Raw genomic sequence first — 24165 nt, forward strand, 5'->3', positions numbered from 1 at the left:
GGAGTAAAGAATGATCCAGCAGGAGTCGCGGCTCAAGGTCGCCGACAACACGGGTGCGAAGGAGATCCTCTGCATCCGTGTGCTCGGTGGCTCCGGCCGACGCTACGCCGGCATCGGCGACGTCATCGTCGCCACCGTCAAGGACGCCATCCCGGGCGGCAACGTCAAGAAGGGCGACGTCGTCAAGGCGGTCATCGTCCGCACCCGCAAGGAGCGTCGTCGTCCCGACGGCAGCTACATCCGTTTCGACGAGAACGCCGCCGTCATCCTCAAGGCCGACGGCGACCCGCGCGGCACCCGCATCTTCGGCCCGGTCGGCCGCGAGCTGCGCGACAAGAAGTACATGCGAATCATTTCCCTGGCGCCGGAGGTGCTGTGATGGCGAAGATCAAGAAGGGCGACCTCGTGGTCGTCATCGCCGGCCGCGACAAGGGCAAGCAGGGCCGTGTCCTCAAGGTCGACGTGGCCAAGGACCGCCTGATCGTCGAGGGCGTCCAGCGCGTCACCCGCCACACGAAGGTCGGCCAGTCCTCGTCGGGCGGCACGTCCGGCGGCATCGAGACCGTCGAGGCGCCGATCCACGTCAGCAACGTCATGCTCGTGGACCCGGAGACGAAGAAGGGCACCCGCGTGGGGTACCGCACCGAGCAGGTGGAGCGCGACGGACGCGAGCGCAACGTGCGCGTCCGCATCGCCAAGCGCTCCGGTAAGGACGTCTGACATGACCGAGACCACCACCGTCGCGTCGCCGCGCCTCAAGGAGCGCTACCGCTCCGAGATCAAGGCCGGCCTGCGCGAGGAGTTCGGCCACGCCAACATCAACCAGGTTCCCGGCCTCGTCAAGGTCGTCGTGAACATGGGTGTCGGTGACGCCGCGCGCGACAGCAAGCTCATCGAGGGCGCGATCCGCGACCTCACCCTCATCACCGGCCAGAAGCCGCAGGTCACGAAGGCCCGGCGCTCCATCGCGCAGTTCAAGCTGCGCGAGGGCATGCCGATCGGCGCGCACGTCACGCTGCGCGGCGACCGCATGTGGGAGTTCCTCGACCGCCTGCTGTCGATCGCCCTGCCGCGCATCCGCGACTTCCGCGGGCTCAGCGCCAAGCAGTTCGACGGCAACGGCAACTACACCTTCGGTCTCAACGAGCAGTCGATGTTCCACGAGATCGACCAGGACGCCATCGACCGGGTCCGCGGCATGGACATCACCGTGGTCACGTCCGCCATCAACGACGACCAGGGGCGCTCGCTGCTCAAGCGCCTCGGCTTCCCCTTCAAGGAGGACTGATCCGTGGCCAAGACCGCTCTCAAGCAGAAGGCCTCGCGCGCCCCGAAGTTCAAGGTGCGCGGCTACACCCGGTGCCAGCGCTGCGGACGTCCGCACTCCGTGTACCGGAAGTTCGGCCTGTGCCGCGTCTGCCTGCGCGAGATGGCCCTGCGCGGCCAGCTCCCCGGCGTCACCAAGTCCAGCTGGTAATTCACTGACGTCGCAGGTCCGAGACGGAAACCGCGACGAGGAAGGGCTGCTGCCCACCATGACCATGACCGATCCCATCGCAGACATGCTGACGCGTCTGCGCAACGCCAACTCGGCCTACCACGAGTCGGTGTCGATGCCCTACTCCAAGCTCAAGGCCGCGATCGCCGAGATCCTGCAGGCCGAGGGCTACATCGCCGGCTCCAGCGTGGAGGACGCCGAGGTCGGCAAGACCCTCGTGCTCGCGCTGAAGTTCGGCCCGAACCGTGAGCGCTCGCTCGCCGGCGTCCGCCGCGTGTCGAAGCCCGGGCTCCGCGTCTACGCGAAGTCCACGAACCTGCCGCGCGTCCTGGGCGGCCTCGGTGTGGCGATCCTGTCCACCTCCTCCGGTCTGCTGACCGACCGTGAGGCCGGCGACAAGGGCGTGGGCGGGGAAGTCCTCGCCTACGTCTGGTGATCGGGAAGGAAGTCACACTATGAGCCGCATCGGAAAGTACCCGGTCTCCGTGCCCTCGGGCGTCGAGGTCACCATCGAGGGTCCCGCCGTGTCCGTCAAGGGCCCCAAGGGCACCCTGTCGCACACGGTCAAGGAGCCCATCACCGTCGCCCGCGACGACGACGGCGCGATCGTCGTCTCGCGTCCGGACGACGAGCGTGAGTCCCGCTCGCTGCACGGCCTCACCCGCACGCTGATCAACAACATGGTCATCGGCGTGACGGACGGCTACACCAAGGGCCTGGAGATCGTCGGCACGGGTTACCGCGTCGTCGCCAAGGGATCGAACCTCGAGTTCGCCCTCGGCTTCTCCCACCCCGTGGTCGTCTCCCCGCCGGAGGGCATCACGTTCACCGTCGAGGGCCCCACCAAGATCAAGGTCTCGGGCATCGACAAGCAGCTCGTGGGCGAGACCGCCGCGAACATCCGCAAGATCCGCAAGCCCGAGCCGTACAAGGGCAAGGGCGTGCGGTACGAGGGCGAGCAGGTCCGCCGCAAGGTCGGAAAGGCTGGTAAGTAACGATGGCGATCACGATCAAGGGCAAGGGGCGCCGCGTCGCCCGCTCCCGTCGCCACTTGCGCGTGCGCAAGCACGTGCACGGCACGGCCACCCGTCCGCGCCTCGTCGTCACCCGCAGCTCGCGCCACATGGTCGCGCAGCTGGTCGACGACACGGCCGGCATCACGCTCGCCTCGGCGTCCACGCTCGAGGCCGACCTCCGCTCCGCCGGTGCGGAGAAGGTCGAGAAGGCCCGCACGGTCGGCCGCCTCGTGGCCGAGCGCGCCAAGGCCAAGGGTGTCACGGCCGCGGTCTTCGACCGCGGCGGCAACAAGTACCACGGCCGCGTGGCCGCCGTCGCCGACGGCGCCCGCGACGCGGGCCTGGAACTCTGACCCCGAGTAGAGAGCTCAAGGAGAGACACATGGCTGCACAGCAGCGAGACCGAAGCTCCGGCTCGGCCACGACCGGCGGGTCCACGGAGGGCCGTGACGACCGCCGCGGCCGCGGCGACCGCCGGGGTGGGCGCGACAACCGTCGCGAGGAGAAGAGCCAGTACATCGAGCGCGTGGTGACCATCAACCGCGTGTCCAAGGTCGTCAAGGGCGGCCGCCGCTTCAGCTTCACCGCGCTGGTCGTGGTGGGCGACGGCGACGGCACCGTGGGCGTCGGCTACGGCAAGGCCAAGGAGGTGCCCGCGGCGATCGCCAAGGGGACCGAGGAGGCCAAGAAGAACTTCTTCAAGGTGCCGCGCGTACGCAACACGATCCCGCACACCGTGCAGGGCGAGGACGCCGCGGGCGTCGTCTTCCTGCGCCCGGCCGCGCCGGGTACCGGAGTCATCGCCGGCGGTCCCGTCCGCGCCGTCCTCGACTGCGCCGGGATCCACGACATCCTCAGCAAGTCGCTCGGCTCCTCGAACGCGATCAACATCGTCCACGCGACGGTGCAGGCGCTGAAGAACCTCGAGCAGCCCGAGTCCGTGGCCGCTCGCCGCGGCCTGCCGCTCGAGCGCGTCGCCCCGGCGGCGATGCTTCGGGCGCGCGCCGAGGGTGAGGCCAAGGAGCGCGACGCGAAGGCCGACGACGCCGCCAAGGCCGAGAACGAGGCCGCCGTGGCGGGGGTGTCCGCGTGATGACCCAGCTCAAGGTGACCCAGACGAAGTCCACCATCGGTGGCAAGCAGTCCCAGAAGGACACGCTGCGGAGCCTCGGCCTGCGCAAGATCGGCCAGTCGGTCGTGCGCGAGGACCGCCCCGAGGTCCGCGGCATGATCAGCACGGTGGCGCACCTCGTCACCGTCGAGGAGGTCGACTGACCATGTCGGAGGAGACGACGGGCGCCTCGCGCCCGATCAAGGTCCACCACCTGCGTCCCGCCCCCGGCTCGAAGACCGCGCGCACGCGGGTCGGCCGTGGTGAGGGTGGCAAGGGCGGCAAGACGGCCGGCCGCGGCACCAAGGGCACCGGCGCGCGCTACCAGGTTCCCGCAGGGTTCGAGGGTGGCCAGACGCCGCTGCACATGCGGCTGCCGAAGATGCGCGGGTTCAAGAACCCGTTCCGCGTCGAGTACCAGGTGGTCAACCTGGACGCGCTCGGCGCCAGCTTCCCCGACGGCGGCACGGTCGGTGTCGAGGAGCTCGTGGCCAAGGGCCTGGTCCGCAAGGGCCGGCCGGTCAAGGTGCTCGGCGACGGCGAGCTGTCCGTCGCGCTCACGCTGAGCGTCGACAAGGCCTCGGCGTCCGCGCGCCAGAAGATCGAGGCGGCGGGCGGCACGGTCACCACCGCGTGACACCGACCCGCACGTGACGAAGGGCGACCCGGCCAGGCCGGGTCGCCCTTCGTCGTCCCCGGACCAGGCCCGACGCGGGGAGGGGGATCTACGTCACGTCCAGCCCCGACCCCGGCGCCCGAGAGGTCCTGGGGCGGCAGGTAGGGTGACCCAGGCGCTCCGTGCGCCGCGGACCGCTCGCTCACCGCGCAGCCGGTCGACGACCATGATCAGGAGACGAACTAGGTGCTGAGCGCATTCCTCCAGGCGTTCCGGACTCCGGACCTTCGGCGCAAGCTGCTGTTCACGCTGGGGATCATCGCGATCTACCGGATCGGGGCGTTCGTCCCCGCCGTGGGCGTGAGCTACCCGAACGTCCAGCAGTGCCTCGGCGCCGCGCAGCAGAACGACCTCATGGGGATGATCAACCTCTTCTCCGGCGGGGCGCTGCTCCAGCTCTCGGTCTTCGCCCTCGGTGTCATGCCCTACATCACCGCCAGCATCATCACGCAGCTCATGCGCGTGGTCATCCCGCGGTTCGAGGAGCTCCACAAGGAGGGCTCCTCCGGGCAGGCCAAGCTCACGCAGTACACCCGGTACCTCACGGTCGGCCTCGCGCTGCTGCAGTCCGCCGTCGTCGTCACCGTCGCGAACAACGGGCTCTTCCCGGGCTGCCCGGTCGACCCGGTCCCCGACACCTCGCCGATCGCGCTGCTGGTCACCGTCATCTCGCTGACCGCGGGCACGGTCCTCATCATGTGGTTCGGCGAGCTCATCACCGAGCGCGGCGTCGGCAACGGCATGTCGCTCCTCATCTTCGTCTCGATCGCCGCCTCGTTCCCGTCGGCCATGCTGACCGTGGGCCGTGGCGACGGCGGCGTCGGCCGCTTCGCGCTCATCGTCGGGCTGCTGCTCGTCATCACCCTCGTCATCGTGTTCGTCGAGCAGAGCCAGCGCCGCATCCCCGTCCAGTACGCCAAGCGGATGGTCGGGCGACGCACCTACGGCGGCTCCTCGACCTACATCCCGCTGAAGATCAACATGGCCAACGTCATCCCGGTCATCTTCGCGTCGTCGATCCTCATGCTGCCGACGATGGCGGCGCAGTTCGGCGACCCCACCGAGGGCTGGGTGCAGTGGGTGCTCGTCAACTTCTCGCCGCAGAGCGCCGGCTACATGATCCTCATGGCCGTGATGATCCTGTTCTTCGCGTTCTTCTACACGTCGATCACGTTCAACCCCGAGGAGATCTCGGACAACATGAAGCGCGCGGGCGGCTTCATCCCCGGCATCCGTGCCGGCCGCCCGACCGCCGAGTACCTGCGGTACGTCACCACGCGCATCACGACCGTCGGCGCCATCTACCTGACGATCGTCGCGCTCATCCCGACGATCGCGCTGGCCGCCATGAACGTCACCCAGCTGCCGTTCGGCGGGACGTCGATCATCATCGTCGTCGGCGTCGGTCTGCAGACCGTCAAGGAGATCAACTCCCAGCTCCAGCAGCACCACTACGAAGGGTTCCTGCGATGACCTCTCGACTCGTCCTCCTCGGCCCCCCGGGAGCCGGCAAGGGCACCCAGGCCGGCCGGATCTCCGACGCGCTGGGCGTGCCCGCCATCTCGACGGGCGACATCTTCCGGCAGAACGTCGCCCAGCAGACCGAGCTCGGCAGGCGCGCGCAGCGCTACATGGACGCGGGCGAGTACGTGCCCGACGAGGTCACCAACGCGATGGTGCGGGACCGCCTGGCCGAGGAGGACGCCCAGGGCGGCTTCCTCCTCGACGGCTACCCGCGCACGGCCGACCAGGTGGCCGAGCTCGACGGCATGCTCACCGCGGCCGGCACCCAGCTCGACGTGGTCGTCGAGCTGACGGCCGACACCGACGAGGTCGTCACCCGCCTGCTGCAGCGCGCGAAGGAGCAGGGCCGCGCGGACGACACGGAGGTCGTCATCCGACGTCGCCTCGAGGTCTACGCCGAGCAGACCGCGCCCCTGGCCCAGATCTACGCCGACCGGGGCCTGCTCGTGCAGGTCGACGGCATGGGAGACATCGAGTCGGTGACCGAGCGCCTCCTTGCCGCCCTCCCGTCGGCGCGCTGAGGCTGCGGTCGTGCGCGGAAAGATCGAGTACAAGTCCGACGCCGAGATCCGGTCGATGCGGACCCCGGGACTCGTCGTGGCCGCGATCCATGCGGCCGTGCGCGACGCGATCGCGCCCGGGCGCACCCCCGTCGACCTCGACGACGTCGCGGCGGCGGTGCTGCGCGAGCACGGCGCGGAGTCCAACTTCCTCGGCTACCACGGCTTTCCCCGGCACATCTGCGTCTCGGTCAACGACCGGGTCGTCCACGGCATCCCCGACGACCGACCGCTCGTCGAGGGCGACGTCGTGTCGGTCGACGCCGGCGCCGTCGTCGACGGCTGGCACGGCGACGCGGCGTTCACGACCACGGTGGGGGAGCCGAGCGAGCGCGACGCCCACCTCGTCGAGGCCACGCGCCGCGCGATGTGGGCCGGCGTGGCGTCGATCGCCCGCGGCGGGCACGTGACGGACGTGGGCCACGCGGTCCGCGACGAGGTCGAGGCCTACGACGCCGAGCACGGCACGACCCACGACGTCGTGCGCGACTACATCGGGCACGGCATCGGCACCGCGATGCACATGGCGCCCGACGTCGTCAACCACCGCTCCCGCGTCCCGCGCAACCCGGTGCGTCCGGGTCTCGTCGTCTGCGTCGAGCCGCTGCTGACCGTGGGCTCCCAGGACAACACCATCCTCGACGACGAGTGGACCGTGGTCACCCTGGACGGGTCCCGCGCCGCGCACTGGGAGCACACCGTCGCCGTCCACTCGCGGGGCGCGTGGGTGCTGACGGCACCCGACGGCGGGGCCGCGGAGCTCGCCGCGCGTGGCATCGAGGTCGTCCCGCTCGACGCCTGACCGCCGCGTCCACCTCGACCTGCGGCAGTGGCGGGCGAGTACCCGGCGACCGATGCGGATCCGAGATCCGGTGAACGCTTCCCCTGGCGGTGTGAGCGGCGCTACGGTGTGCACACCTCACCCCCGGGAGGTCATGGTTTGCGTGGCTCCATCGCCGTGCAGACCCGCCGGGCCGAGCAACCGAACGCTCAGCCCGGTGGGGCGCTGCCGTGCGCGACCGGGCCGAGTCGGGCCCCTGGTGCCCCCCTACCACTGACAGGAGCCGGTCGATGAGCGGCATGCCCCGCGTATCCGTCGGATACCGGATGCCGCCCGCCGCGGCGGCACAGCTCGACCCGCTCCCGGCGCTCACCCTGGTCCACGCCCCGCGTGGCTGGGGCAAGACCTCACTCATGGCGTCGCGCCTGTCGTCGGCGGGCGGCCATGGCGGCCCCGTGCACTGGGTGGCGGTGGGCGAGGCCCCCGTCAGCGGCAGCGACGTCGAGATCTACCTCGCCCAGCTGCGGGAGGTCGCCACCGACCCGACCGAGCGCCCGACCCTCGTGCTCGACGGGGTCGGTGAGCTCTCCCCGGACGCCGTCGGGGTCCTGCTCGAGACCGCCGAGGCGTGGGACGGGCCGAATCTCGTGCTCATGTCCCGCGACTCGCGCCCGCTGGTCACGCTCGCCCCGCTGGCGCCCGACTCCGTCATCATCACCGGGCAGCACCTGCGGCTCGACGCGGACCGGACCGTGGAGATCGGCCGACGGATGGGGGTGGAGATCAGCACGGAGCACGCCCAGCGCATGGTCGACGACTTCGCCGGCTGGCCCGGGCTCGTCCGCGGCGCCCTCTTCGGGGAGGTCACCGGTGGGTCAGGCGCCGCGAGCTACGACGTCCTCACCCGCCTGTCCGCCCACGTCATGACCGACTTCTCGGCGATGACCTCCGGGGGCTACGCGGGGCTCATGCTGCCCGAACGCATCACGAACTGGGTGACGGACGAGCTGTTCGGCGGGCTCGACGCCTCGTCCGTGGTCCGACGCGTCGAGGGCCTGGGGGTCGTGCGACCGGACGGCGACGCCTTCGTGTTCGCGCCGGGGATCCGCCGGATCGGGATGCGGGCGTTCCGGGAGTCGCACCCCGACCACCTGCGTGGCCTCGCCCGGAAGCTCCTCGAGCGGGCGCGTGCCGAGGGCGACGTGCGCGAGACCCTGCTGCTCGCCACCGAGGCCGGCGACTGGGCGGTGGTCCGCGGCGTCGTCCACGAGCACTGGGAGGCCCTCGTCCGCGACCACTGCGACGCCCTGCACTCGGTCGCCGTGCGTGCGCCGGAGTCGGAGGTGCGCGGGGACCCGAGGCTGCTCGTCGGCCGCGAGCTCCTCGGCCCGGGCCTCCCGCCGAGCTGGATGGGCGAGTTCATGGCCGCCCGGATCCCGGCGAGCCCGCCCGCGGCGTCGATGGGGCCGCTGCCGGCGGCCGGCGAGCGCGGCATCGACCTGCTCGACTGGCGCAAGACCCTCGCCCTCGTCGCGGTGTCGCGCCTGCGGGCCGCCGACGGTGTGACGGCGACGATCGCGGCGCACCAGGCGCTGAAGTTCACCCCCGGGCCCGACGACGAGACGCCCGTCTGGGCGAGCGACCGCGCCGTCGTGGCCGGGCTGTCGCTGGCCCTCACCCTGGTCGGCAACACGACCGCCGCGCTGGAGTGGGTCAGGCGCGTCGAGCGCCCCGGTGACGCGCCGGACGCGGGGGAGGTCGAGGGGGAGGGCCGCGCCCTGGTCGGAGTCGCGGGAGACCCCGCGACCGAGTCCGTCGTCGTCGCCGGCACGCTCGCCCGGATCGCCGACGAGCTCGACCGCCTCGGCCCCGTCGCCGCCGGGACGGGGCGCGGCGCGGAGGAGGGAGCCACGGACCAGGCGGACGTCGTGCGCAGGCTCCTCGACGCGACGACGGACGCCGGGCTGCAGGGCGGGCTCGTGCTCGTCCTCACCGGGATCGCGCTCCTGCGCGGTGAGGCCGCCCCGATGCTCGCGGAGGTCGAGCGCCGCGCGATCGTCGCCCGGTCGGCCACCGAGATCCCCGTCGCCCGCATCCTCATGCACAGCTCGGCTGCCGACCTCTGCCTCGCGCTCGGCCACACGACCGCGGCGGGCTCGTGGATCGACTCCGCCCACGCGGGCGCGTACGCATCGGTCCTGCTCGAGCCCGTCCGGGTCCGGCTGCTCCTCGCGCGCGGGGACGTCGCGGAGGTCCTGCGCCGGACCGAGACGATCGACGAGTCGGTGGCGCCGCGGTACGCGATCGAGCTCTGGCTGGGACGGGCCGCCGCCGCGAAGCGCTCCGGCCTCCTCTACGTCCTGTCCGAGGCGGTGAGGGAGGCGGTCGCGCTCGCCGTCGAGCACCGGATCGTCCGACCGTTCCTCATGCTGCCGGCGGACGTGGCGCCCGACATCGTCGAGCTCGCGGCACCGGCGCTCGGTGACCTCGACGTCCCGCTCCTGCACGAGCACCGCGGGGTCTTCCCGGCCCCCGAGGACGAGGTGCGACTGACGGCGCGCGAGCTGGAGGTCCTCACCGAGCTCGCCAAGGGCGCGACGGTGCCCGCCATCGCGCGGACCTACGTCGTGGCCCCGTCGACGATCCGGACCCACACCTCCGCGCTCTACCGCAAGCTCGGCGTCACGACGCGCGCCGCGGCGATCGAGCGGGCGCAGCGCCTCGGTCTGCTGCCGGGCACGGGCGACGACGCCTGAGCGTGGTGGTCGGCGGCGTCGGACCGGACGCCCCCGGACACCGTCTGGACGCCACCTGGACGCGATCCGGACCCCACTCTCGCACCGGGTCGACCGGAGTCCATGCGCCTCCCCCTCCACCTGCCGGTCGGCGCGGGCTTGACTGTGCGTGGGGCGCCGCAGACACGGTCCCCCGCCGGCCGAGGTCGTGCCGGCGGTTCCACGGCTGCAGGGAAGGGAAGGGCCCGGCAACCGTGCCCGGACGGACGTCTCCGGGCGGCGGGGGCCGTGCCGGACAGCGTCGTCCGAGGGGGTGGGGGCGCCGGGCGCCCCCACCCCCGCCCCGCACGGGTCCCCCGGTCGAGCGCCCCCGCGCCCGGCCGGGCCAGGGAACCCACGGGTCGAGCGCCCCCGCGCCCGGCCGGCCCGGGAACCCACGGGTCGAGCGCCCCCGCGCCCGGCCCGGCGGAGGCACGGCCGGGACCGGCGCCGGACGTGCGCTGGCTCACCGCGACGGGCAGTTCCGCGGCGAGGAGCGATGGCGTAGGATTGCTCGCTGGGCATAGTCGTGTCTCGGCACGGCTGTGCGACCGCGCGGCGCGGTCGTACCACCACCCACGACGTGAGCGGAGCACATGGCGAAGAAGGACGGGGTCATCGAGATCGAGGGAAGCGTCGTCGAGGCGCTCCCGAACGCGATGTTCCGGGTTGAGCTGAGCAACGGGCACAAGGTCCTCGCTCACATCTCGGGCAAGATGCGTCAGCACTACATCCGGATCCTCCCCGAGGACCGGGTCGTGGTCGAGCTCAGCCCGTACGACCTCACCCGCGGCCGCATCGTCTACCGCTACAAGTAACCCATCCACATCTCGAGCGTCGACGCCGCCCGAGCCCGATCCGGGCCGGCGGGCGAGCGACGATGAAGGAAGCGCCATGAAGGTCAAGCCCAGCGTCAAGAAGATCTGCGACAACTGCAAGGTGATCCGTCGCCACGGTCGCGTCATGGTCATCTGCGACAACCTTCGTCACAAGCAGCGCCAGGGCTGATCCCCTGGAAGTCGGCCGTACCCGGCCGGCGACATTCCGACAGCACGCCGCGCGCGTGCCACCCCCGGTCCGGAGGCCGGGGCCCGCAGCAGGCGGGAGGTCGGGGTGATCGGACCTCCGGAACGATCGAGGAGAACTCGAGTGGCACGTCTTTCCGGCGTCGACCTCCCCCGCGAGAAGCGGCTTGAGGTTGCGCTCACCTACATCTACGGCGTCGGCCGTACCCGTGCGGCCAAGGCGCTCGAGGCGACCGGGGTCAGCCCGGACCTGCGCGTCAAGGACATGACGGACGCCGACCTCGTCGCCCTGCGCGACTTCATCGAGGGCAACTACCAGATCGAGGGTGACCTGCGGCGCGAGATCGCCGCGGACATCCGTCGCAAGGTCGAGATCGGGAGCTACCAGGGCATCCGCCACCGTCGCGGCCTTCCTGTCCGCGGGCAGCGCACCAAGACCAACGCGCGCACCCGCAAGGGCCCGAAGAAGACCGTGGCCGGCAAGAAGAAGACCAAGTAGCGACACCCGACGGCGCCCGCCCCGCGGCGTGAGCGCCTCCCCGATCACCCACCCTCGCGAGAACGGAACCACCCATGCCTCCCAAGGCTCGTACCTCGACGGCCGCGCGTCGTCCGCGTCGCAAGGAGCGGAAGAACGTCTCCGCCGGCAACGCCTTCATCAAGTCGACGTTCAACAACACGATCGTCTCCATCACGGACCCGTCCGGCGCGGTCATCGCCTGGGCGTCGTCCGGCCAGGTCGGCTTCAAGGGCTCCCGCAAGTCCACGCCGTTCGCGGCGCAGCTCGCGGCCGAGGCGGCCGCCCGCCGCGCCCAGGAGCACGGCATGAAGAAGGTCGACGTCTTCGTCAAGGGCCCCGGCTCCGGCCGTGAGACCGCGATCCGCTCGCTCACCGCGACGGGTCTCGAGGTCGGCTCGATCCAGGACGTCACCCCGCAGGCGCACAACGGCTGCCGCCCGCCGAAGCGCCGCCGGGTCTGAGACACCGCACCCCGGTGCCGCGGGCGGGGACGAGCGCGCGTCGTTCGTCGTCGTCGGCGGTACCGGGGTCGACCGCCCCCCTGGGGCGGTCTGCCGCACGACCCGCGCGGACGGACCGAGTCCGCGCGGCCCTGCGAGGCGTCATATAGCGGACGCCCGCGCGAAAGGAATGATCGACCGTGCTCATCGCACAGCGCCCCGTTCTCACCGAAGAGGTCGTCGACGACCAGCGTTCGCGCTTCGTCATCGAGCCCCTCGAGCCCGGCTTCGGCTACACGCTCGGCAACTCGATGCGTCGCACCCTGCTCTCCTCCATCCCCGGTGCCGCCGTCACGTCGATCCGCATCGACGGCGTGCTGCACGAGTTCTCGACCGTGCCGGGTGTCAAGGAGGACGTCTCCGAGATCATCCTCAACATCAAGAACCTCGTCGTCTCCTCGGAGAACGACGAGCCCGTCGTCATGTACCTGCGCAAGCAGGGTTCCGGCACGGTGACGGCCGAGGACATCACGCCGCCCGCCGGAGTCGAGGTGCACAACCCCGAGCTGCACATCGCCACGCTCAACGACAAGGGCAAGCTCGAGATCGAGCTCACCGTCGAGCGCGGCCGCGGCTATGTCTCCGCGCAGCAGAACAAGTCGATCGACGCCGAGATCGGCCGCATCCCGGTCGACTCGATCTACTCGCCGGTGCTCAAGGTCAGCTACAAGGTCGAGGCGACCCGTGTCGAGCAGCGCACGGACTTCGACAAGCTCGTGGTCGACGTCGAGACCAAGAGCGCGATCACCCCGCGCGACGCGCTGGCCTCGGCCGGCAAGACGCTGGTCGAGCTGTTCGGCCTCGCGCGCGAGCTCAACGTCGAGGCCGAGGGCATCGAGATCGGCCCGTCGGCGATGGACACCGAGCTCGCCCAGGACATGGCGCTCCCGATCGAGGAGCTCGGCCTGCTGTCGCGCTCCTACAACTGCCTCAAGCGCGAGGGCATCCACTCCGTGGGCGAGCTCGTCGCCCGCTCGGAGGCGGACCTCCTCGACATCCGCAACTTCGGCGCGAAGTCGATCGACGAGATCAAGGAGAAGCTGCAGACGCTCGGCCTCGGTCTCAAGGACAGCCCCGCGGGCTTCGACCTGGCCCAGCACCGCGGCACCGAGGCGGACGACGACTACGGGGACATCCGGTTCTCCGCCGAGAACCCCGCCTGATCCCACCGCCCATCGCGCACCGTATTCACTCAAGGAGTCATCATGCCCAAGCCCGCCAAGGGTCCGCGTCTGGGTGGTAGCCCGTCGCACGAGCGCCACATGCTCGACAACCTCGCGCAGTCCCTGTTCGAGCACGGCAGCATCACGACGACGGTCGTGCGCGCCAAGCGCGTCCAGCCGCTGGCCGAGCGCCTCGTCCAGTTCGCCAAGCGCGGCGACCTGGCCTCGCGCCGCCGGGTGCTGACGCACCTGTCGGACAAGAGCGTCGTGCACACACTGTTCGCGGAGACGGCCCCGAAGATGGCCGACCGCGACGGCGGATACACGCGCATCACGAAGGTCGGCAATCGCAAGGGCGACAACGCCCCCATGGCGGTCATCGAGCTCGTCCTCGAGCCGGTCTCGCCGAAGCAGGCCGTCGTCAAGGAGGCCACGAAGGCTGCGCAGAAGGCGGCCCCGGCCGCCGAGGCGCCGGCTGCCGAGGACACGAGCTCGGGGGACACGAGCTCGGAGGAGACCGCCGTGGAGGTCCCGACCTCCGCCGAGTCGATCGAGGCCGATGCCGGCGACACCGCCGACGTCGAGGCTGTCGAGGCCGATGCGCCCGCAGCCGAGGCGACGGAGGTGGACGCCGACGAGGCGACCGACGGCGAGGCGACCGACGGCGAGGCGGACGCCGACAAGGCCTGACGCTCGGGCTCAGCAGAGACGCCGGAGGGCGGACCACCGATGGGTGGTCCGCCCTCCGGCGTTCGAGCGTCGTGGACCGGCGGGTGTGCCCGCACGACGACGGCCGCGACGCCGGAGCGCCGCGGTCGTCGACCGCCCGTGCCGGCGGAACCCCCTCAGGAACCACCGCTTCCGGCCGGTGGCGACCGGGGACCCCTCAGACCCCGGTCGCGGCACGCGCGTGGCTCGCGGCCACGGGCGTGGTCAGTCGCCCGAGTCGGCGCTCGGGGCCGAGTCGGGGGAGTCCGGGGAGCTCGCGCTCGGGGCGGAGGCCGGGGAGTCGGCCGACCAGCCCGAGTCTGCCGAGACCGGAGCCGGACGCGGCGCGGGGGCAGGCGCGGGAGCCGGTGCCGGGGCGGGCGCGGGACGGGGAGCCGGTGCGGGCGCGGGGGCCTGCTGGCGCGGCGCGGGGGCCGGCGACGGTGCCGACGGCGCGGACTGCGCCGAGGCGGGCGACGGGGCCGGCGCCGGGCTCGCGGCCGAGACGGCCGAGGCCTGGCTGGGAGCGCTGACCGTGCTCACCGCGGTGCGCGTGCTGTAGGCGGACTCGGGCAGCGCGAGGCGGCCCGGGCCGAGCAGCTCGACGCGCGGTGCCGACGGCGCGGACGGTGCCGAGGAGGGCGACGGTGCCGACGGGCCGGACACGGTCTGCCGCTGCGACGCGGGGGTGCGGTCCGCGGGTCGGTCGTCCCGGTCGTCGCGGTCGTCGGCGACGGCGAGCGAGCCGCCCGCGATGATGGCCACGGCGGACAGGGTGCCGGTGGTGATCCACAGCTTCTTGCTCATGATCTCTCTCCTTCGTCGGCCGTCCGGGGGGACGGGGTCTCTCGATGACCTGAACTCTGCCGAAGCGATCGGTGAAGACCGGGAGAGCGATGTGAAGGTCCCCTCATCTCGTGGTGGAGGCGTTCATCCGGCGCCAGAGACCCGTGCGTGGTCGCGCGGGCACGGATGGGTGGGGCGGCCCCCGACTACCCTGCTCGGGTGGAGAGCGAACCCCCCGTCGACCCGGTGCGCGTCCGCCTCGACCTCGCCTACGACGGCACGGACTTCTCCGGCTGGGCGGCGCAACCGGGCCTGCGCACCGTCGAGGGCGAGCTGACGGCGGCACTGACCACGGTGCTGCGCGTGCCGGGTCTGAGGCTCACCGTGGCGGGGCGGACCGACGCCGGCGTGCACGCACACCACCAGGTGGCGCACGTCGACGTCCCTCGCGAGGCCTGGGACGCCGTCCCCGGACGCTCGGGCCGCACCCCGGGCGAGGCCCTCGTCGCGCGCCTCGCCGGTGTCCTCGCCAAGGCGGCGGGCGGACCGCGCGGGAGCAGCGACGTCGTCGTGCGGGGTGCTGCACCGGCCCCCGACGGCTTCGACGCACGCTTCTCGGCCACCTGGCGCAGCTACCGGTACCGCGTGAGCGACGCGGCGGCCACCCGCGACCCCGGGCGGCGCGGCACCGTGCTGTGGCACCCGCGCCCGCTCGACGAGCGAGCGATGGCACGGGCGGCGACCGGCCTCGTCGGCGAGCACGACTTCCTGTCCTACTGCCGCCCCCGGGAGGGCGCGACGACGATCCGCACCCTCGAGTCCGCCGCCGTCGAGCGGGCGGCGAGCGGCGCGGACGCCGGGCTCCTCGTGCTCTCCGTGCGCGCCGACGCGTTCTGCCACTCGATGGTCCGCTCGCTCGCCGGCGCGCTGCTGGCCGTGGGGGAGGGGCGGCGCGACCCGGGGTGGCCCGCGGAGGCGCTCGCGCTGCGGAGCCGGACGGCGGGCGTCGACGTCGCGCCGGCGCACGGGCTCACGCTCGAGGAGGTCGGGTACCCGGACGACAGCCGGCTGGCCGTGAGGGCGGCGGCGGCCCGGCGGGTGCGGACGCTGGAGGAGTAGGCGTGGTGTCCACCGTCACGACCTCTGCGAGGTGCGGGGTCTCCCGCGCCCGGCGCGGGTGGGCTACCCTGGGGAGTCGTCGTACGTCCCTCGTGCGCCCGGTGCCTCCCACTCGCCGGAGCCGCGCCGAGGATGACCGCGGCACGAAGCAACCGACCATTGGTGGTGGCGCCCACGAGCGCCGCACCCGTTCGTCAAGAACGCCGACAGTAGTAGTGAGGCATACGCCCGTGCGCACGTACACACCCAAGCCCGGCGACATCACGCGGCAGTGGCACGTCATCGACGCCACCGACGTGGTCCTGGGCCGTCTGGCCTCCCAGGTCGCCACCCTGCTCCGTGGGAAGCACAAGCCGACCTTCGCCCCGCACGTCGACGGCGGTGACTTCGTCGTCGTCATCAACGCCGACAAGGTCGCGCTGACCGGCGCCAAGCTGGCGGACAAGAAGACCTACACCCACTCGGGCTTCCCGGGCGGGCTCAAGTCGACCACCTACGTCGAGATGCTCGCCAAGCACCCGACGCGCGCCGTCGAGCGCGCCGTGCGCGGGATGCTGCCGAAGACGACCCTGGGTCGTCAGCAGCTCGACAAGCTCAAGATCTACGCGGGCCCCGAGCACCCGCACGCGGCCCAGCAGCCGCAGCCGTTCGTCATTGACCAGGTCGCTCAGCAGCCCGCCAAGGCCTGAGCCCACCACCGAGACCCACGAGGAGAACCGTGGCCGAGCCCACCACCGAGTTCGACGTCGACGCAGACGACGTGCCCGCCAGCTACACGTCCGAGAGCGAGTCCGCCCCCGAGGGTGCCGGCGCGTCGATCACCGCCCCCGGCCAGGCCCTGGGCCGCCGCAAGGAGGCCGTGGCCCGCGTCCGGCTCGTCCCGGGTACGGGGGAGTGGACCATCAACGGTCGCACGCTCGAGGAGTACTTCCCGAACAAGCTCCACCAGCAGCTCGCGCGCTCGCCGTTCACGCTGCTCGACCTCGACGGTCGCTTCGACGTCCACGCGCGCATCGCCGGTGGCGGTACGTCCGGCCAGGCCGGCGCGCTGCGCCTCGGTATCGCCCGCGCGCTCAACGTCATCGACCGCGACGCGAACCGCGCCGAGCTGAAGAAGGCCGGGTTCCTCACGCGTGACGCCCGCGCCATCGAGCGCAAGAAGGCCGGCCTCAAGAAGGCCCGCAAGGCGCCGCAGTACTCCAAGCGCTGATCCATTCGGCCACGGCCCCGTCCCGGTTGGGGACGGGGCCGTCGTCGTCCACCCCCGCGCGCCCCGCTGCGCGCACCCGCCGCCGTCCGGCACGCTGTGCGCGGACGGAGACCACCTCTGGAGGGGACCGCATGGCACGGCTGTTCGGCACGGACGGGGTTCGCGGACTCGCGAACCGGGACATCACCGCGAGCCTCGCGCTCGAGCTCGGCGTGGCCGCCGCGCGCGAGCTCGTCGCCTCGGGGGCCGCGCACGGCGCCGGGGACCGGCCGCGAGCCATCGTCGGCCGTGACACGCGCGTCTCCGGCGAGATGCTGTCGGCCGCGATGTGCGCGGGCCTGGCCTCGGCGGGCGTCGACGTCGACGATGTCGGGGTGCTGCCCACGCCGGGGATCGCCCACCTCACCGCGACCTCCGACGTCGACCTCGGCGTGGTCATCTCCGCCTCGCACAACGCGATGCCGGACAACGGCATCAAGTTCTTCGCCCGCGGCGGCTACAAGCTCGACGACGCGGTCGAGGACCGGCTCGAGTCGCTCCTCGGCACCGACTACGACGCCCCCGTCGGCGACGGCCTCGGCCGCCTCGGGGCCGGCGCCGGCGCTGCCGACGCGACCTACATCCAGCACCTCGTCGGCGCGATCGGGAGCACGCCGCTCAAGGGTCTGCGCGTGGCCGTCGACTGCGCGAACGGCGCGGCCTCGGACATCGCGCCCGCCGCGCTGCGGGAGGCCGGCGCCGACGTCGTCGTCCTCAACGCCTCGCCGGACGGCTACAACATCAACGACGCCTGCGGGTCGACGCACCCCGAGCAGCTCCAGGCCGTGACCGTGGCCGCCGGCGCCGCCTTCGGCGTCGCGTTCGACGGGGACGCCGACCGCTGCCTCGCCGTCGACGCCGCCGGGACGCTGGTCGACGGCGACCAGATCATGGGCATCCTTGCGACCGACCTCAAGGAGCGCGGCGAGCTCGCGCACGACACGCTCGTCGTCACGGTGATGTCCAACCTCGGCCTCCTCAAGGCGATGGAGCGCGAGGGCATCGCGACCGTCCAGACGGGCGTGGGCGACCGCTACGTGCTCGAGGCGATGCGCGCCGGCGGGTTCGTCCTCGGCGGCGAGCAGTCGGGCCACGTCATCGCCGCCTCCCACGCCTCGACCGGGGACGGTGTGCTCACGGCGCTCCTCCTCGCCCAGCGCGTGGTCCAGACCGGGCGCTCGCTCACCGATCTCGCGTCCGTCGTCACCCGCCTCCCGCAGGTGCTGCTCAACGTCAAGGGCGTCGACCGGGCCGGGGCCGCCACGGACGAGGGCGTCGCCGACGCCGTCGCGGCCTCCGAGGGGCGTCTCGGCGGCGGGGGCCGCGTGCTCCTGCGCCCGTCCGGCACCGAGCCGGTCGTGCGCGTGATGGTCGAGGCCGGCACGGAGGACGTGGCCCGCCACGAGGCGGAGACCCTGGCCGCGGTCGTCGCCGACCGGCTCGCCCTGCCCGCCTGACCGACGTGGGAGACGTCCTCGCGCTCGTCGACGCCGTCCAGGACTGGATGGTCGACCTCGCGGCGTCTCCGTGGGTCCTCGTCATCGTCCTCGCGGGCTGCATCGTCGACGGCTTCTTCCCGGCGGCGCCGAGCGAGGGGGTCGTCATCGCGGCCGCCGCGCTCACCGCGCACGGCGAGGGCCCGCACATCTACCTCCTGTGGCCGGCGGCGGCCGTCGGTGCGTTCGTGGGCGACCAGATCGCCTACCGGATCGGCATGGCGATCCCGCTGCACCGCATCCCCGTGCTCAACCGGGGGCGCGGCGCGAAGGTCGTGGCCGGAGCGCGCCGCACGCTCGGCAGGCGCGGGGCCGCGCTCATCCTCGCCGCGCGCTTCATCCCGTTCGGCCGGGTGGCCGTCAACATGACCGCGGGGGCGGTCGACTACCCCCGGACCAGGTTCGTCCTGCTCAGCGGGATCGCGGCGATCGTCTGGGCGACCTACGCGGTGGCGCTCGGGTTCGGCGCGGGCGCGGCGATCAAGGAGCACCCGCTGCTCGGGGTGGTGCTCGGCGTCGTCGGCGGTTTCCTCCTCGGGATCCTCCTCGAGCGGGTGCTCGGCTGGGCGCAGGGCCGCTTCCTCCCGCAGCTCGGGCTGGACGACGAGGAGGAGGACGAGCACGACGACGACGAGCACGACGCCGCCGCCACTGCTGCTCCCGCCGACCGCGTGGGCGGAGCCGACGGCGAGCCGGACACGGACCCGGAGTCCGACTCGGACACCGAGGGCCAGGTCGCGTAGCGCGGCGTCGGCGCTCAGAGCTTGCGCAGCAGCATCCGGTGCATCCGGTGGTCGCCGTCCTTCGTGATGACGAGCTTGGCCCGGCCGCGGGTGGGCAGGATGTTCTGCACGAGGTTGGGGGCGTTGATCGTCTCCCAGATGTGCGCGGCGGTGGCGGCGCCCTCCTCGTCGTCGAGGTCGGCGTAGCGGCGGAAGTACGAGCCGGGCACGGAGAACGCGGTCTCGCGCAGCGCGAGGAACCGGTCGACGTACCACCGCTTGACGTCGGAGGTCCGCGCGTCGACGTAGATCGAGAAGTCGAAGAAGTCGCTGACGGCGAGCATCGACGAACGGTCGGCGGTGGGCCGCGCCGGCTGGAGGACGTTGAGCCCCTCGACGATGAGGATGTCCGGGTGCGTGACGACCTTCCGCTCGCCCGGCACGATGTCGTACCGCACGTGGTCGTAGACGGGCGTGGACACCGAGGTCGCGCCCGCCTTGACCGAGGCGACGAAGCGCAGCAGCGCGCGCCGGTCGTAGGACTCGGGGAAGCCCTTGCGGCCGAGCAGCCCGCGCCGCTCGAGCTCGGCGTTGGGGAAGAGGAACCCGTCGGTCGTCACGAGCTCGACCCGCGGTGTCTGGGGCCAGCGCCGCAGGAGCTCGCGCAGCAGCCGGGACGTCGACGACTTGCCGACCGCGACCGAACCGGCGACCCCGATGACGAACGGTGTGCGCTGGTAGCTGCCGCCGAGGAAGTGGGCCGTGCCGGCGTGCAGGTGGTCCGTCGCCGCGACGTACTGCTGGAGCAGCGCGGAGAGCGGTCGGTAGACGACGTCGACCTCGGACAGGTCGAGCGGGTCCCCGAGCCCGCGGAGGTTGACGACGTCGGCGTCGGTCAGCGGCAGCGGGGTCGTCTCGGCCAGGCGCGACCACGACTCGCGGTCGAGCTCCGTGTAGGGCGTGAGGTGGCGGCCGTGCTCGGCCCCGTCCCGGGATCCGTCGTCGGGTCGCTGGAGGTCCGCTGACACCCGGACATTCTGCCACCGGCGAGGCAGTTATCCTCGCTCCCATGTGTGGAATCGTCGGCTACGTCGGCCCCAGCGCCCCGTCCACCCGCCCCCTCGAGATCGCCATGGACGGTCTCGCGCGGCTCGAGTACCGCGGGTACGACTCCGCGGGCATCGCCGTGCACACGGGTGAGGAGATCGTCGTCCGCAAACGGGCGGGCAAGCTCCAGAACCTGCGCGACGCGATCGAGCAGGACCCCGTGCCGGACGGCGTGGCCTCGATCGGCCACACCCGCTGGGCCACCCACGGCGGCCCCACCGACGCCAACGCGCACCCGCACGTCGGGGGCGACGGAGCCGTCGCCGTCATCCACAACGGCATCATCGAGAACTTCGCCCCGCTGCGCCGCGAGCTCGTCGAGGCCGGCGTGGAGATGACGTCGCAGACCGACACCGAGGTCGTCGCCCACCTGCTCGCCGCCGCCTACGACGGCGACCTCACGGCCGCGATGCTCGCCGTCGTCGGCCGGCTCGAGGGCGCGTTCACGATCCTCGCCCAGCACCGCGACCAGCCCGGCACGGTGGTCGGCGCCCGCCGGTCCTCCCCGCTCGTGGTCGGGCTCGGCGAGGGCGAGAACTTCCTCGGCTCGGACGTCTCCGCGTTCATCTCCGGGACGAAGGAGGCCCTCGAGCTCGACGAGGACCAGGTCGTGACGATCACGCCCGGCTCGGTCGAGGTCGTCGGCTTCGACGGCTCGCCCGCCCAGGGACGCCGCTACACGGTGGACTGGGACGCGGCCGCGGCGGTCAAGGACGGGTTCCCCACCTTCATGGACAAGGAGATCCACGACCAGCCGGCCGCCGTGCGCGACACGCTGCTCGGGCGCCGCGACGAGGAGGGACGCCTCGTCCTCAACGAGATGCGGATCGAGGAGTCGGTGCTGCGCACCGTCGACAAGGTCATCATCATCGCCTGCGGCACCGCCGCGTACGCCGGGCACGTGGCCAAGTACGCCATCGAGCACTGGTGCCGGATCCCCTGCGAGGTCGAGCTCGCGAGCGAGTTCCGCTACCGCGACCCGGTCGTCACCGAGCGCACCCTCGTCGTCGCGATCTCCCAGTCGGGGGAGACGATGGACACGCTCATGGCCGTGCGGCACGCGCGCGAGCAGGGCTCGAAGGTCCTGGCCATCGTCAACACGTTCGGGTCGACGATCGCGCGCGAGGCCGACGCCGTGCTGTACACGCACGCGGGCCCCGAGATCGCCGTCGCCTCGACCAAGGCGTTCCTCGCCCAGATCACGGGCTGCTACCTGCTCGGCCTCTACCTCTCCCAGCTGCGCGGCAACAAGTACCCGGAGGAGGTGGCGGGCTACCTCGAGGAGCTCGCCGCGATGCCGGACAAGATCGCGGAGGTCCTCGAGAAGGAGGAGGAGCACGTCCGCGAGCTCGCCCGGTCGATGGCCGACACGGACTCGGTGCTCTTCCTCGGCCGGCACGTCGGCTTCCCCGTCGCCCTCGAGGGGGCGCTCAAGCTCAAGGAGCTCGCGTACATCCACGCGGAGGGCTTCGCCGCCGGCGAGCTCAAGCACGGGCCGATCGCGCTCGTCGACGAGGGGCAGCCGGTGTTCGTCGTCGTGCCCACGCCTCGGCGCCCCGTCCTCCACCAGAAGGTCGTCTCCAACATCCAGGAGGTCCGTGCGCGGGGCGCGCTGACGATCGTGGTCGCGGAGGAGGGGGACACGGACGTCGAGGAGGTCGCGGAGCACGTCATCCGCGTGCCGCGCACGCCCACCCTCATGATGCCGCTCGTGACGACCGTCCCGCTGCAGATCTTCGCCTCCGAGGTGGCCGCGGCGAAGGGGCTCGACGTCGACCAGCCCCGCAACCTCGCCAAGTCCGTCACGGTCGAGTAGCGGCCCGCGGTGGGGGTGCGGTCGGTGGGGATCGACGTCTGCTCGGTCGAGCGGTTCACGGAGGCCGTCGAACGGTCGCCGCGGCTGCTCACGCGGTTGTTCACGCCCGAGGAGCGCGACCTGCCGCCGGCGTCGCTCGCCGCGCGGTTCGCCGCGAAGGAGGCCATCGCGAAGGCGCTCGGTGCGCCCGCGGGCATGCGCTGGCACGACTGCACCGTGCGGCGGGTGAGCGGCGGCGCGCCGCTCGTCGAGATCCGGGGCACCGTGGCGGCCCGGGCGGCCGAGCTCGGCATCGTCCGGTGGCACCTCTCGATCTCGCACGACGCCGGGATCGCCGCCGCCGTGGCGATCGGGGAGGGAGACTGATGCGGACCGCACTGACGGCCGGGGCGATCAGGACGCTCGAGGAGCCGCACCTCGCGGCCGGCGTGCCGCTGATGGAACGGGCGGCCGGCACCGTGGCGGCCGCCGTCGAGGCGGAGCTGCGCGCGACCACGAAGGACCTCACGGGCACGCGCGTGCTCGTGCTCGTCGGCCCCGGTGCCAACGGCGGGGACGCGCTGCTGGCCGCGGCCCGGCTCGCCTCGACGGGCGTGCGGGTCGTCGCCCTCACGGTCGGCGACTCCGTGCACCCGCCGGGCCTGTACGCGGCGCGCACGGCCGGGGTCGACCTCCGGTCCGCCCCGGGCTCCGCCGTGCCCGACGTCCCCGAGGCGACCGACGTCCCCGACCTCGTGTCGTGGTCCGAGCTGATCGTCGACGGCATGCTGGGGATCGGGGCCACGGGCGGCCTGCGCGGGCCCGCCCGCGCGGTGGCCGAGACCGTGCTCGCGGGGCCGCGGCGCACGGTCGTGGCCGTCGACGTGCCCTCCGGGATCGGGGTCGACGACGGGACCCTGCCCGGGCCGGTCCTCCACGCCGACGTCACCGTGACGATGATCGCCGCGAAGCCGGGGATCCTCCTCCCGCCGGCGGCCGGCCGCGCCGGTCGCATCGAGGTGTCCGACATCGGGGTGGCGCCGACGGGCGAGCCGGCCGTGGTCGAACCGGGCTGGGCCGAGGTCGCGCGGAGCGTGCACACCCCCTCGTGGGAGGACGACAAGTACTCCCGCGGCGTCCTCGGGGTGGTCGCGGGCTCGGAGACCTACCCGGGCGCCGCCGTTCTCACGGTGGCGGGCGCGCTGCGCACCGGGGTCGGCATGGTCCGGCACCTCGCGGACCGGCGGTCCGTCGACCTCGTGCTCGCCGCCCACCCCGAGGTCGTCGGTGCCGACGGGCGCGTCCAGGCCCTCGTCGTCGGCCCCGGCACGGCCGACGGCGCCGACCGGGAGCGGCTCTCGGCCGCCCTCGAGCGGGCGCTGCGCGACGGCACCCCGACGGTCGTCGACGCCGGTGCGCTGCCGCTCGTGACCGGGCTCGACCGCAGCGGGCACGGGGTGACCGGCGACCTCGCCGGGACGGTGCCGTTCGTCCTCACCCCGCACCCCGGGGAGGCTGCGCGGCTGCTGAGCACGCTGCGGTCGGCGGAGGTGGACCGCGCGGAGGTCGAGGCCGCCCCCGCGGCCGCGGCGACCGAGATCGCCCACGGGACCGGCGCGGTGGTGCTCCTCAAGGGCGCCCGCACGGTCGTCGCCGGGGGCGGACCGCTGCGCGTGGCCTCCGCCGGCGTCCCGTGGCTCGCGACCGCCGGCTCCGGCGACGTCCTTGCCGGCGTGCTCGGCGCGCTCCTCACCTCGGCCGGCGCTCGGGCCGAGGCGGTGGGGCGCCCGCTCAGCCGCGCCGAGCTCGCCGACGCCGCCGTGGCGGCCGCCCACGTCCACGGCAGCGCGGGCCTGCGCGCGGCCGGGGACGCACCAGGTCGGCCGATCGTCGCCGGCGACGTCGCGGCCGCCCTGCCTGACGTCGTCGCCGACCTCGTGGCCGGGCGCGACCCGGCGGGCGAGCAGACGTCGGCCCGCGGCGGTGGGATCCTCCAGCGGTTCGGCCTGCGGTGAGCGGCGCCTGGCACACTGTC

General features: G+C 72.8%; 30 protein-coding genes. 28 read left to right on the forward strand and 2 right to left on the reverse strand.

Annotated features, from left to right (window positions below):
* The first annotated feature begins 10 nt into the window (after positions 1-10).
* From rplN to rplQ, 20 genes are all read left to right on the forward strand, one after another.
* Entirely contained in the window at positions 11-379 is a 369-nt protein-coding gene (gene rplN, locus AC24FB_RS11050) for a 50S ribosomal protein L14 (protein WP_425713570.1), read from the forward strand.
* Complete coding sequence (rplX, locus tag AC24FB_RS11055) at positions 379-720, forward strand: 50S ribosomal protein L24 (protein ID WP_425713569.1); 342 nt, start codon at positions 379-381, stop codon at positions 718-720. Before rplN ends, rplX begins: the two co-directional genes overlap by 1 nt.
* 1 nt (position 721) lies before the next feature.
* Complete coding sequence (rplE, locus tag AC24FB_RS11060; protein ID WP_425713568.1) at positions 722-1288, forward strand: 50S ribosomal protein L5; 567 nt, start codon at positions 722-724, stop codon at positions 1286-1288.
* Positions 1289-1291: 3 nt separating this feature from the next.
* Entirely contained in the window at positions 1292-1477 is a 186-nt protein-coding gene (locus AC24FB_RS11065) for a type Z 30S ribosomal protein S14 (protein WP_425713567.1), read from the forward strand.
* Positions 1478-1535: 58 nt separating this feature from the next.
* On the forward strand, positions 1536-1934 hold the full coding sequence (gene rpsH, locus AC24FB_RS11070; protein ID WP_425713566.1) for a 30S ribosomal protein S8: 399 nt from the start codon (positions 1536-1538) through the stop codon (positions 1932-1934).
* A gap of 19 nt (positions 1935-1953) precedes the next feature.
* Entirely contained in the window at positions 1954-2493 is a 540-nt protein-coding gene (gene rplF / locus AC24FB_RS11075; protein ID WP_425713565.1) for a 50S ribosomal protein L6, read from the forward strand.
* Positions 2494-2495: 2 nt separating this feature from the next.
* The gene (rplR, locus tag AC24FB_RS11080) at positions 2496-2867 is read left to right on the forward strand and encodes a 50S ribosomal protein L18 (RefSeq protein ID WP_425713564.1); all 372 of its coding nucleotides are present in this window, start codon (positions 2496-2498) and stop codon (positions 2865-2867) included.
* 29 nt (positions 2868-2896) lie between these two features.
* The gene (rpsE, locus tag AC24FB_RS11085; protein ID WP_425713563.1) at positions 2897-3607 is read left to right on the forward strand and encodes a 30S ribosomal protein S5; all 711 of its coding nucleotides are present in this window, start codon (positions 2897-2899) and stop codon (positions 3605-3607) included.
* Positions 3607-3789, forward strand: coding sequence for a 50S ribosomal protein L30 (gene rpmD / locus AC24FB_RS11090; protein ID WP_425713782.1), 183 nt, complete (start codon positions 3607-3609; stop codon positions 3787-3789). Before rpsE ends, rpmD begins: the two co-directional genes overlap by 1 nt.
* A 2-nt stretch (positions 3790-3791) precedes the next feature.
* Positions 3792-4262 carry a 50S ribosomal protein L15 gene (gene rplO / locus AC24FB_RS11095; protein WP_425713562.1) on the forward strand — a complete coding sequence of 157 codons (471 nt, stop codon included), beginning with the start codon at positions 3792-3794 and terminating at the stop codon, positions 4260-4262.
* A 225-nt stretch (positions 4263-4487) separates the two neighbouring features.
* Positions 4488-5774, forward strand: coding sequence for a preprotein translocase subunit SecY (gene secY, locus AC24FB_RS11100; protein WP_425713561.1), 1287 nt, complete (start codon positions 4488-4490; stop codon positions 5772-5774).
* A complete protein-coding gene (locus AC24FB_RS11105) occupies positions 5771-6346 on the forward strand; it encodes an adenylate kinase (protein WP_425713560.1) in 576 nt (191 codons plus the stop codon). Before secY ends, AC24FB_RS11105 begins: the two co-directional genes overlap by 4 nt.
* A gap of 55 nt (positions 6347-6401) precedes the next feature.
* Positions 6402-7187: a type I methionyl aminopeptidase gene (gene map, locus AC24FB_RS11110; RefSeq protein ID WP_487561462.1), complete on the forward strand. Its 786-nt coding sequence runs from the start codon at positions 6402-6404 to the stop codon at positions 7185-7187.
* A gap of 269 nt (positions 7188-7456) precedes the next feature.
* Complete coding sequence (locus tag AC24FB_RS11115; protein WP_425713558.1) at positions 7457-9922, forward strand: LuxR C-terminal-related transcriptional regulator; 2466 nt, start codon at positions 7457-7459, stop codon at positions 9920-9922.
* Positions 9923-10536: 614 nt separating this feature from the next.
* The gene (infA, locus tag AC24FB_RS11120; RefSeq protein ID WP_043501486.1) at positions 10537-10758 is read left to right on the forward strand and encodes a translation initiation factor IF-1; all 222 of its coding nucleotides are present in this window, start codon (positions 10537-10539) and stop codon (positions 10756-10758) included.
* A 76-nt stretch (positions 10759-10834) separates the two neighbouring features.
* Positions 10835-10948, forward strand: a complete 114-nt coding sequence (gene rpmJ / locus AC24FB_RS11125) for a 50S ribosomal protein L36 (protein WP_100421663.1) — start codon at positions 10835-10837, stop codon at positions 10946-10948.
* 141 nt (positions 10949-11089) lie between these two features.
* Positions 11090-11464, forward strand: a complete 375-nt coding sequence (rpsM, locus tag AC24FB_RS11130; RefSeq protein ID WP_425713557.1) for a 30S ribosomal protein S13 — start codon at positions 11090-11092, stop codon at positions 11462-11464.
* Between the two features lie 74 nt (positions 11465-11538).
* A complete protein-coding gene (gene rpsK, locus AC24FB_RS11135) occupies positions 11539-11946 on the forward strand; it encodes a 30S ribosomal protein S11 (RefSeq protein WP_425708312.1) in 408 nt (135 codons plus the stop codon).
* A gap of 179 nt (positions 11947-12125) precedes the next feature.
* Positions 12126-13148, forward strand: coding sequence for a DNA-directed RNA polymerase subunit alpha (locus AC24FB_RS11140; protein WP_425713556.1), 1023 nt, complete (start codon positions 12126-12128; stop codon positions 13146-13148).
* A 42-nt stretch (positions 13149-13190) separates the two neighbouring features.
* Positions 13191-13838 carry a 50S ribosomal protein L17 gene (rplQ, locus tag AC24FB_RS11145; RefSeq protein ID WP_425713555.1) on the forward strand — a complete coding sequence of 216 codons (648 nt, stop codon included), beginning with the start codon at positions 13191-13193 and terminating at the stop codon, positions 13836-13838.
* Between the two features lie 243 nt (positions 13839-14081).
* On the opposite strand, the gene AC24FB_RS11150 is transcribed toward rplQ, so the two are convergent.
* A complete protein-coding gene (locus AC24FB_RS11150; protein ID WP_425713554.1) occupies positions 14082-14663 on the reverse strand; it encodes a hypothetical protein in 582 nt (193 codons plus the stop codon).
* A gap of 165 nt (positions 14664-14828) precedes the next feature.
* Here AC24FB_RS11150 and AC24FB_RS11155 point away from each other — a divergent pair, with 165 nt between their 5' ends.
* From AC24FB_RS11155 to AC24FB_RS11175, 5 genes are all read left to right on the forward strand, one after another.
* Positions 14829-15761: a tRNA pseudouridine synthase A gene (locus tag AC24FB_RS11155; protein WP_425713781.1), complete on the forward strand. Its 933-nt coding sequence runs from the start codon at positions 14829-14831 to the stop codon at positions 15759-15761.
* Between the two features lie 230 nt (positions 15762-15991).
* Positions 15992-16450 carry a 50S ribosomal protein L13 gene (rplM, locus tag AC24FB_RS11160; protein ID WP_425713553.1) on the forward strand — a complete coding sequence of 153 codons (459 nt, stop codon included), beginning with the start codon at positions 15992-15994 and terminating at the stop codon, positions 16448-16450.
* Positions 16451-16479: 29 nt separating this feature from the next.
* On the forward strand, positions 16480-16971 hold the full coding sequence (gene rpsI / locus AC24FB_RS11165) for a 30S ribosomal protein S9 (protein WP_425713552.1): 492 nt from the start codon (positions 16480-16482) through the stop codon (positions 16969-16971).
* A 131-nt stretch (positions 16972-17102) separates the two neighbouring features.
* Positions 17103-18467, forward strand: a complete 1365-nt coding sequence (glmM, locus tag AC24FB_RS11170; protein WP_425713551.1) for a phosphoglucosamine mutase — start codon at positions 17103-17105, stop codon at positions 18465-18467.
* A 5-nt stretch (positions 18468-18472) separates the two neighbouring features.
* Positions 18473-19249: a DedA family protein gene (locus AC24FB_RS11175; RefSeq protein ID WP_425713550.1), complete on the forward strand. Its 777-nt coding sequence runs from the start codon at positions 18473-18475 to the stop codon at positions 19247-19249.
* Positions 19250-19263: 14 nt separating this feature from the next.
* Here the strand turns inward: AC24FB_RS11175 and coaA are convergent, their stop codons facing one another.
* A complete protein-coding gene (gene coaA, locus AC24FB_RS11180) occupies positions 19264-20256 on the reverse strand; it encodes a type I pantothenate kinase (protein ID WP_425713549.1) in 993 nt (330 codons plus the stop codon).
* Between the two features lie 41 nt (positions 20257-20297).
* Here coaA and glmS point away from each other — a divergent pair, with 41 nt between their 5' ends.
* Genes glmS through AC24FB_RS11195 form a run of 3 tightly spaced genes read left to right on the forward strand, consistent with a single transcriptional unit; the run spans position 20298 to position 24145 of the window.
* On the forward strand, positions 20298-22151 hold the full coding sequence (gene glmS / locus AC24FB_RS11185) for a glutamine--fructose-6-phosphate transaminase (isomerizing) (RefSeq protein WP_425713548.1): 1854 nt from the start codon (positions 20298-20300) through the stop codon (positions 22149-22151).
* Between the two features lie 24 nt (positions 22152-22175).
* The gene (locus AC24FB_RS11190; protein WP_425713547.1) at positions 22176-22517 is read left to right on the forward strand and encodes a holo-ACP synthase; all 342 of its coding nucleotides are present in this window, start codon (positions 22176-22178) and stop codon (positions 22515-22517) included.
* The gene (locus tag AC24FB_RS11195; protein WP_425713546.1) at positions 22517-24145 is read left to right on the forward strand and encodes an NAD(P)H-hydrate epimerase; all 1629 of its coding nucleotides are present in this window, start codon (positions 22517-22519) and stop codon (positions 24143-24145) included. Before AC24FB_RS11190 ends, AC24FB_RS11195 begins: the two co-directional genes overlap by 1 nt.
* Positions 24146-24165: the final 20 nt, after the last annotated feature.

It is taken from the genome of Georgenia sp. Z1344 (assembly GCF_057652375.1).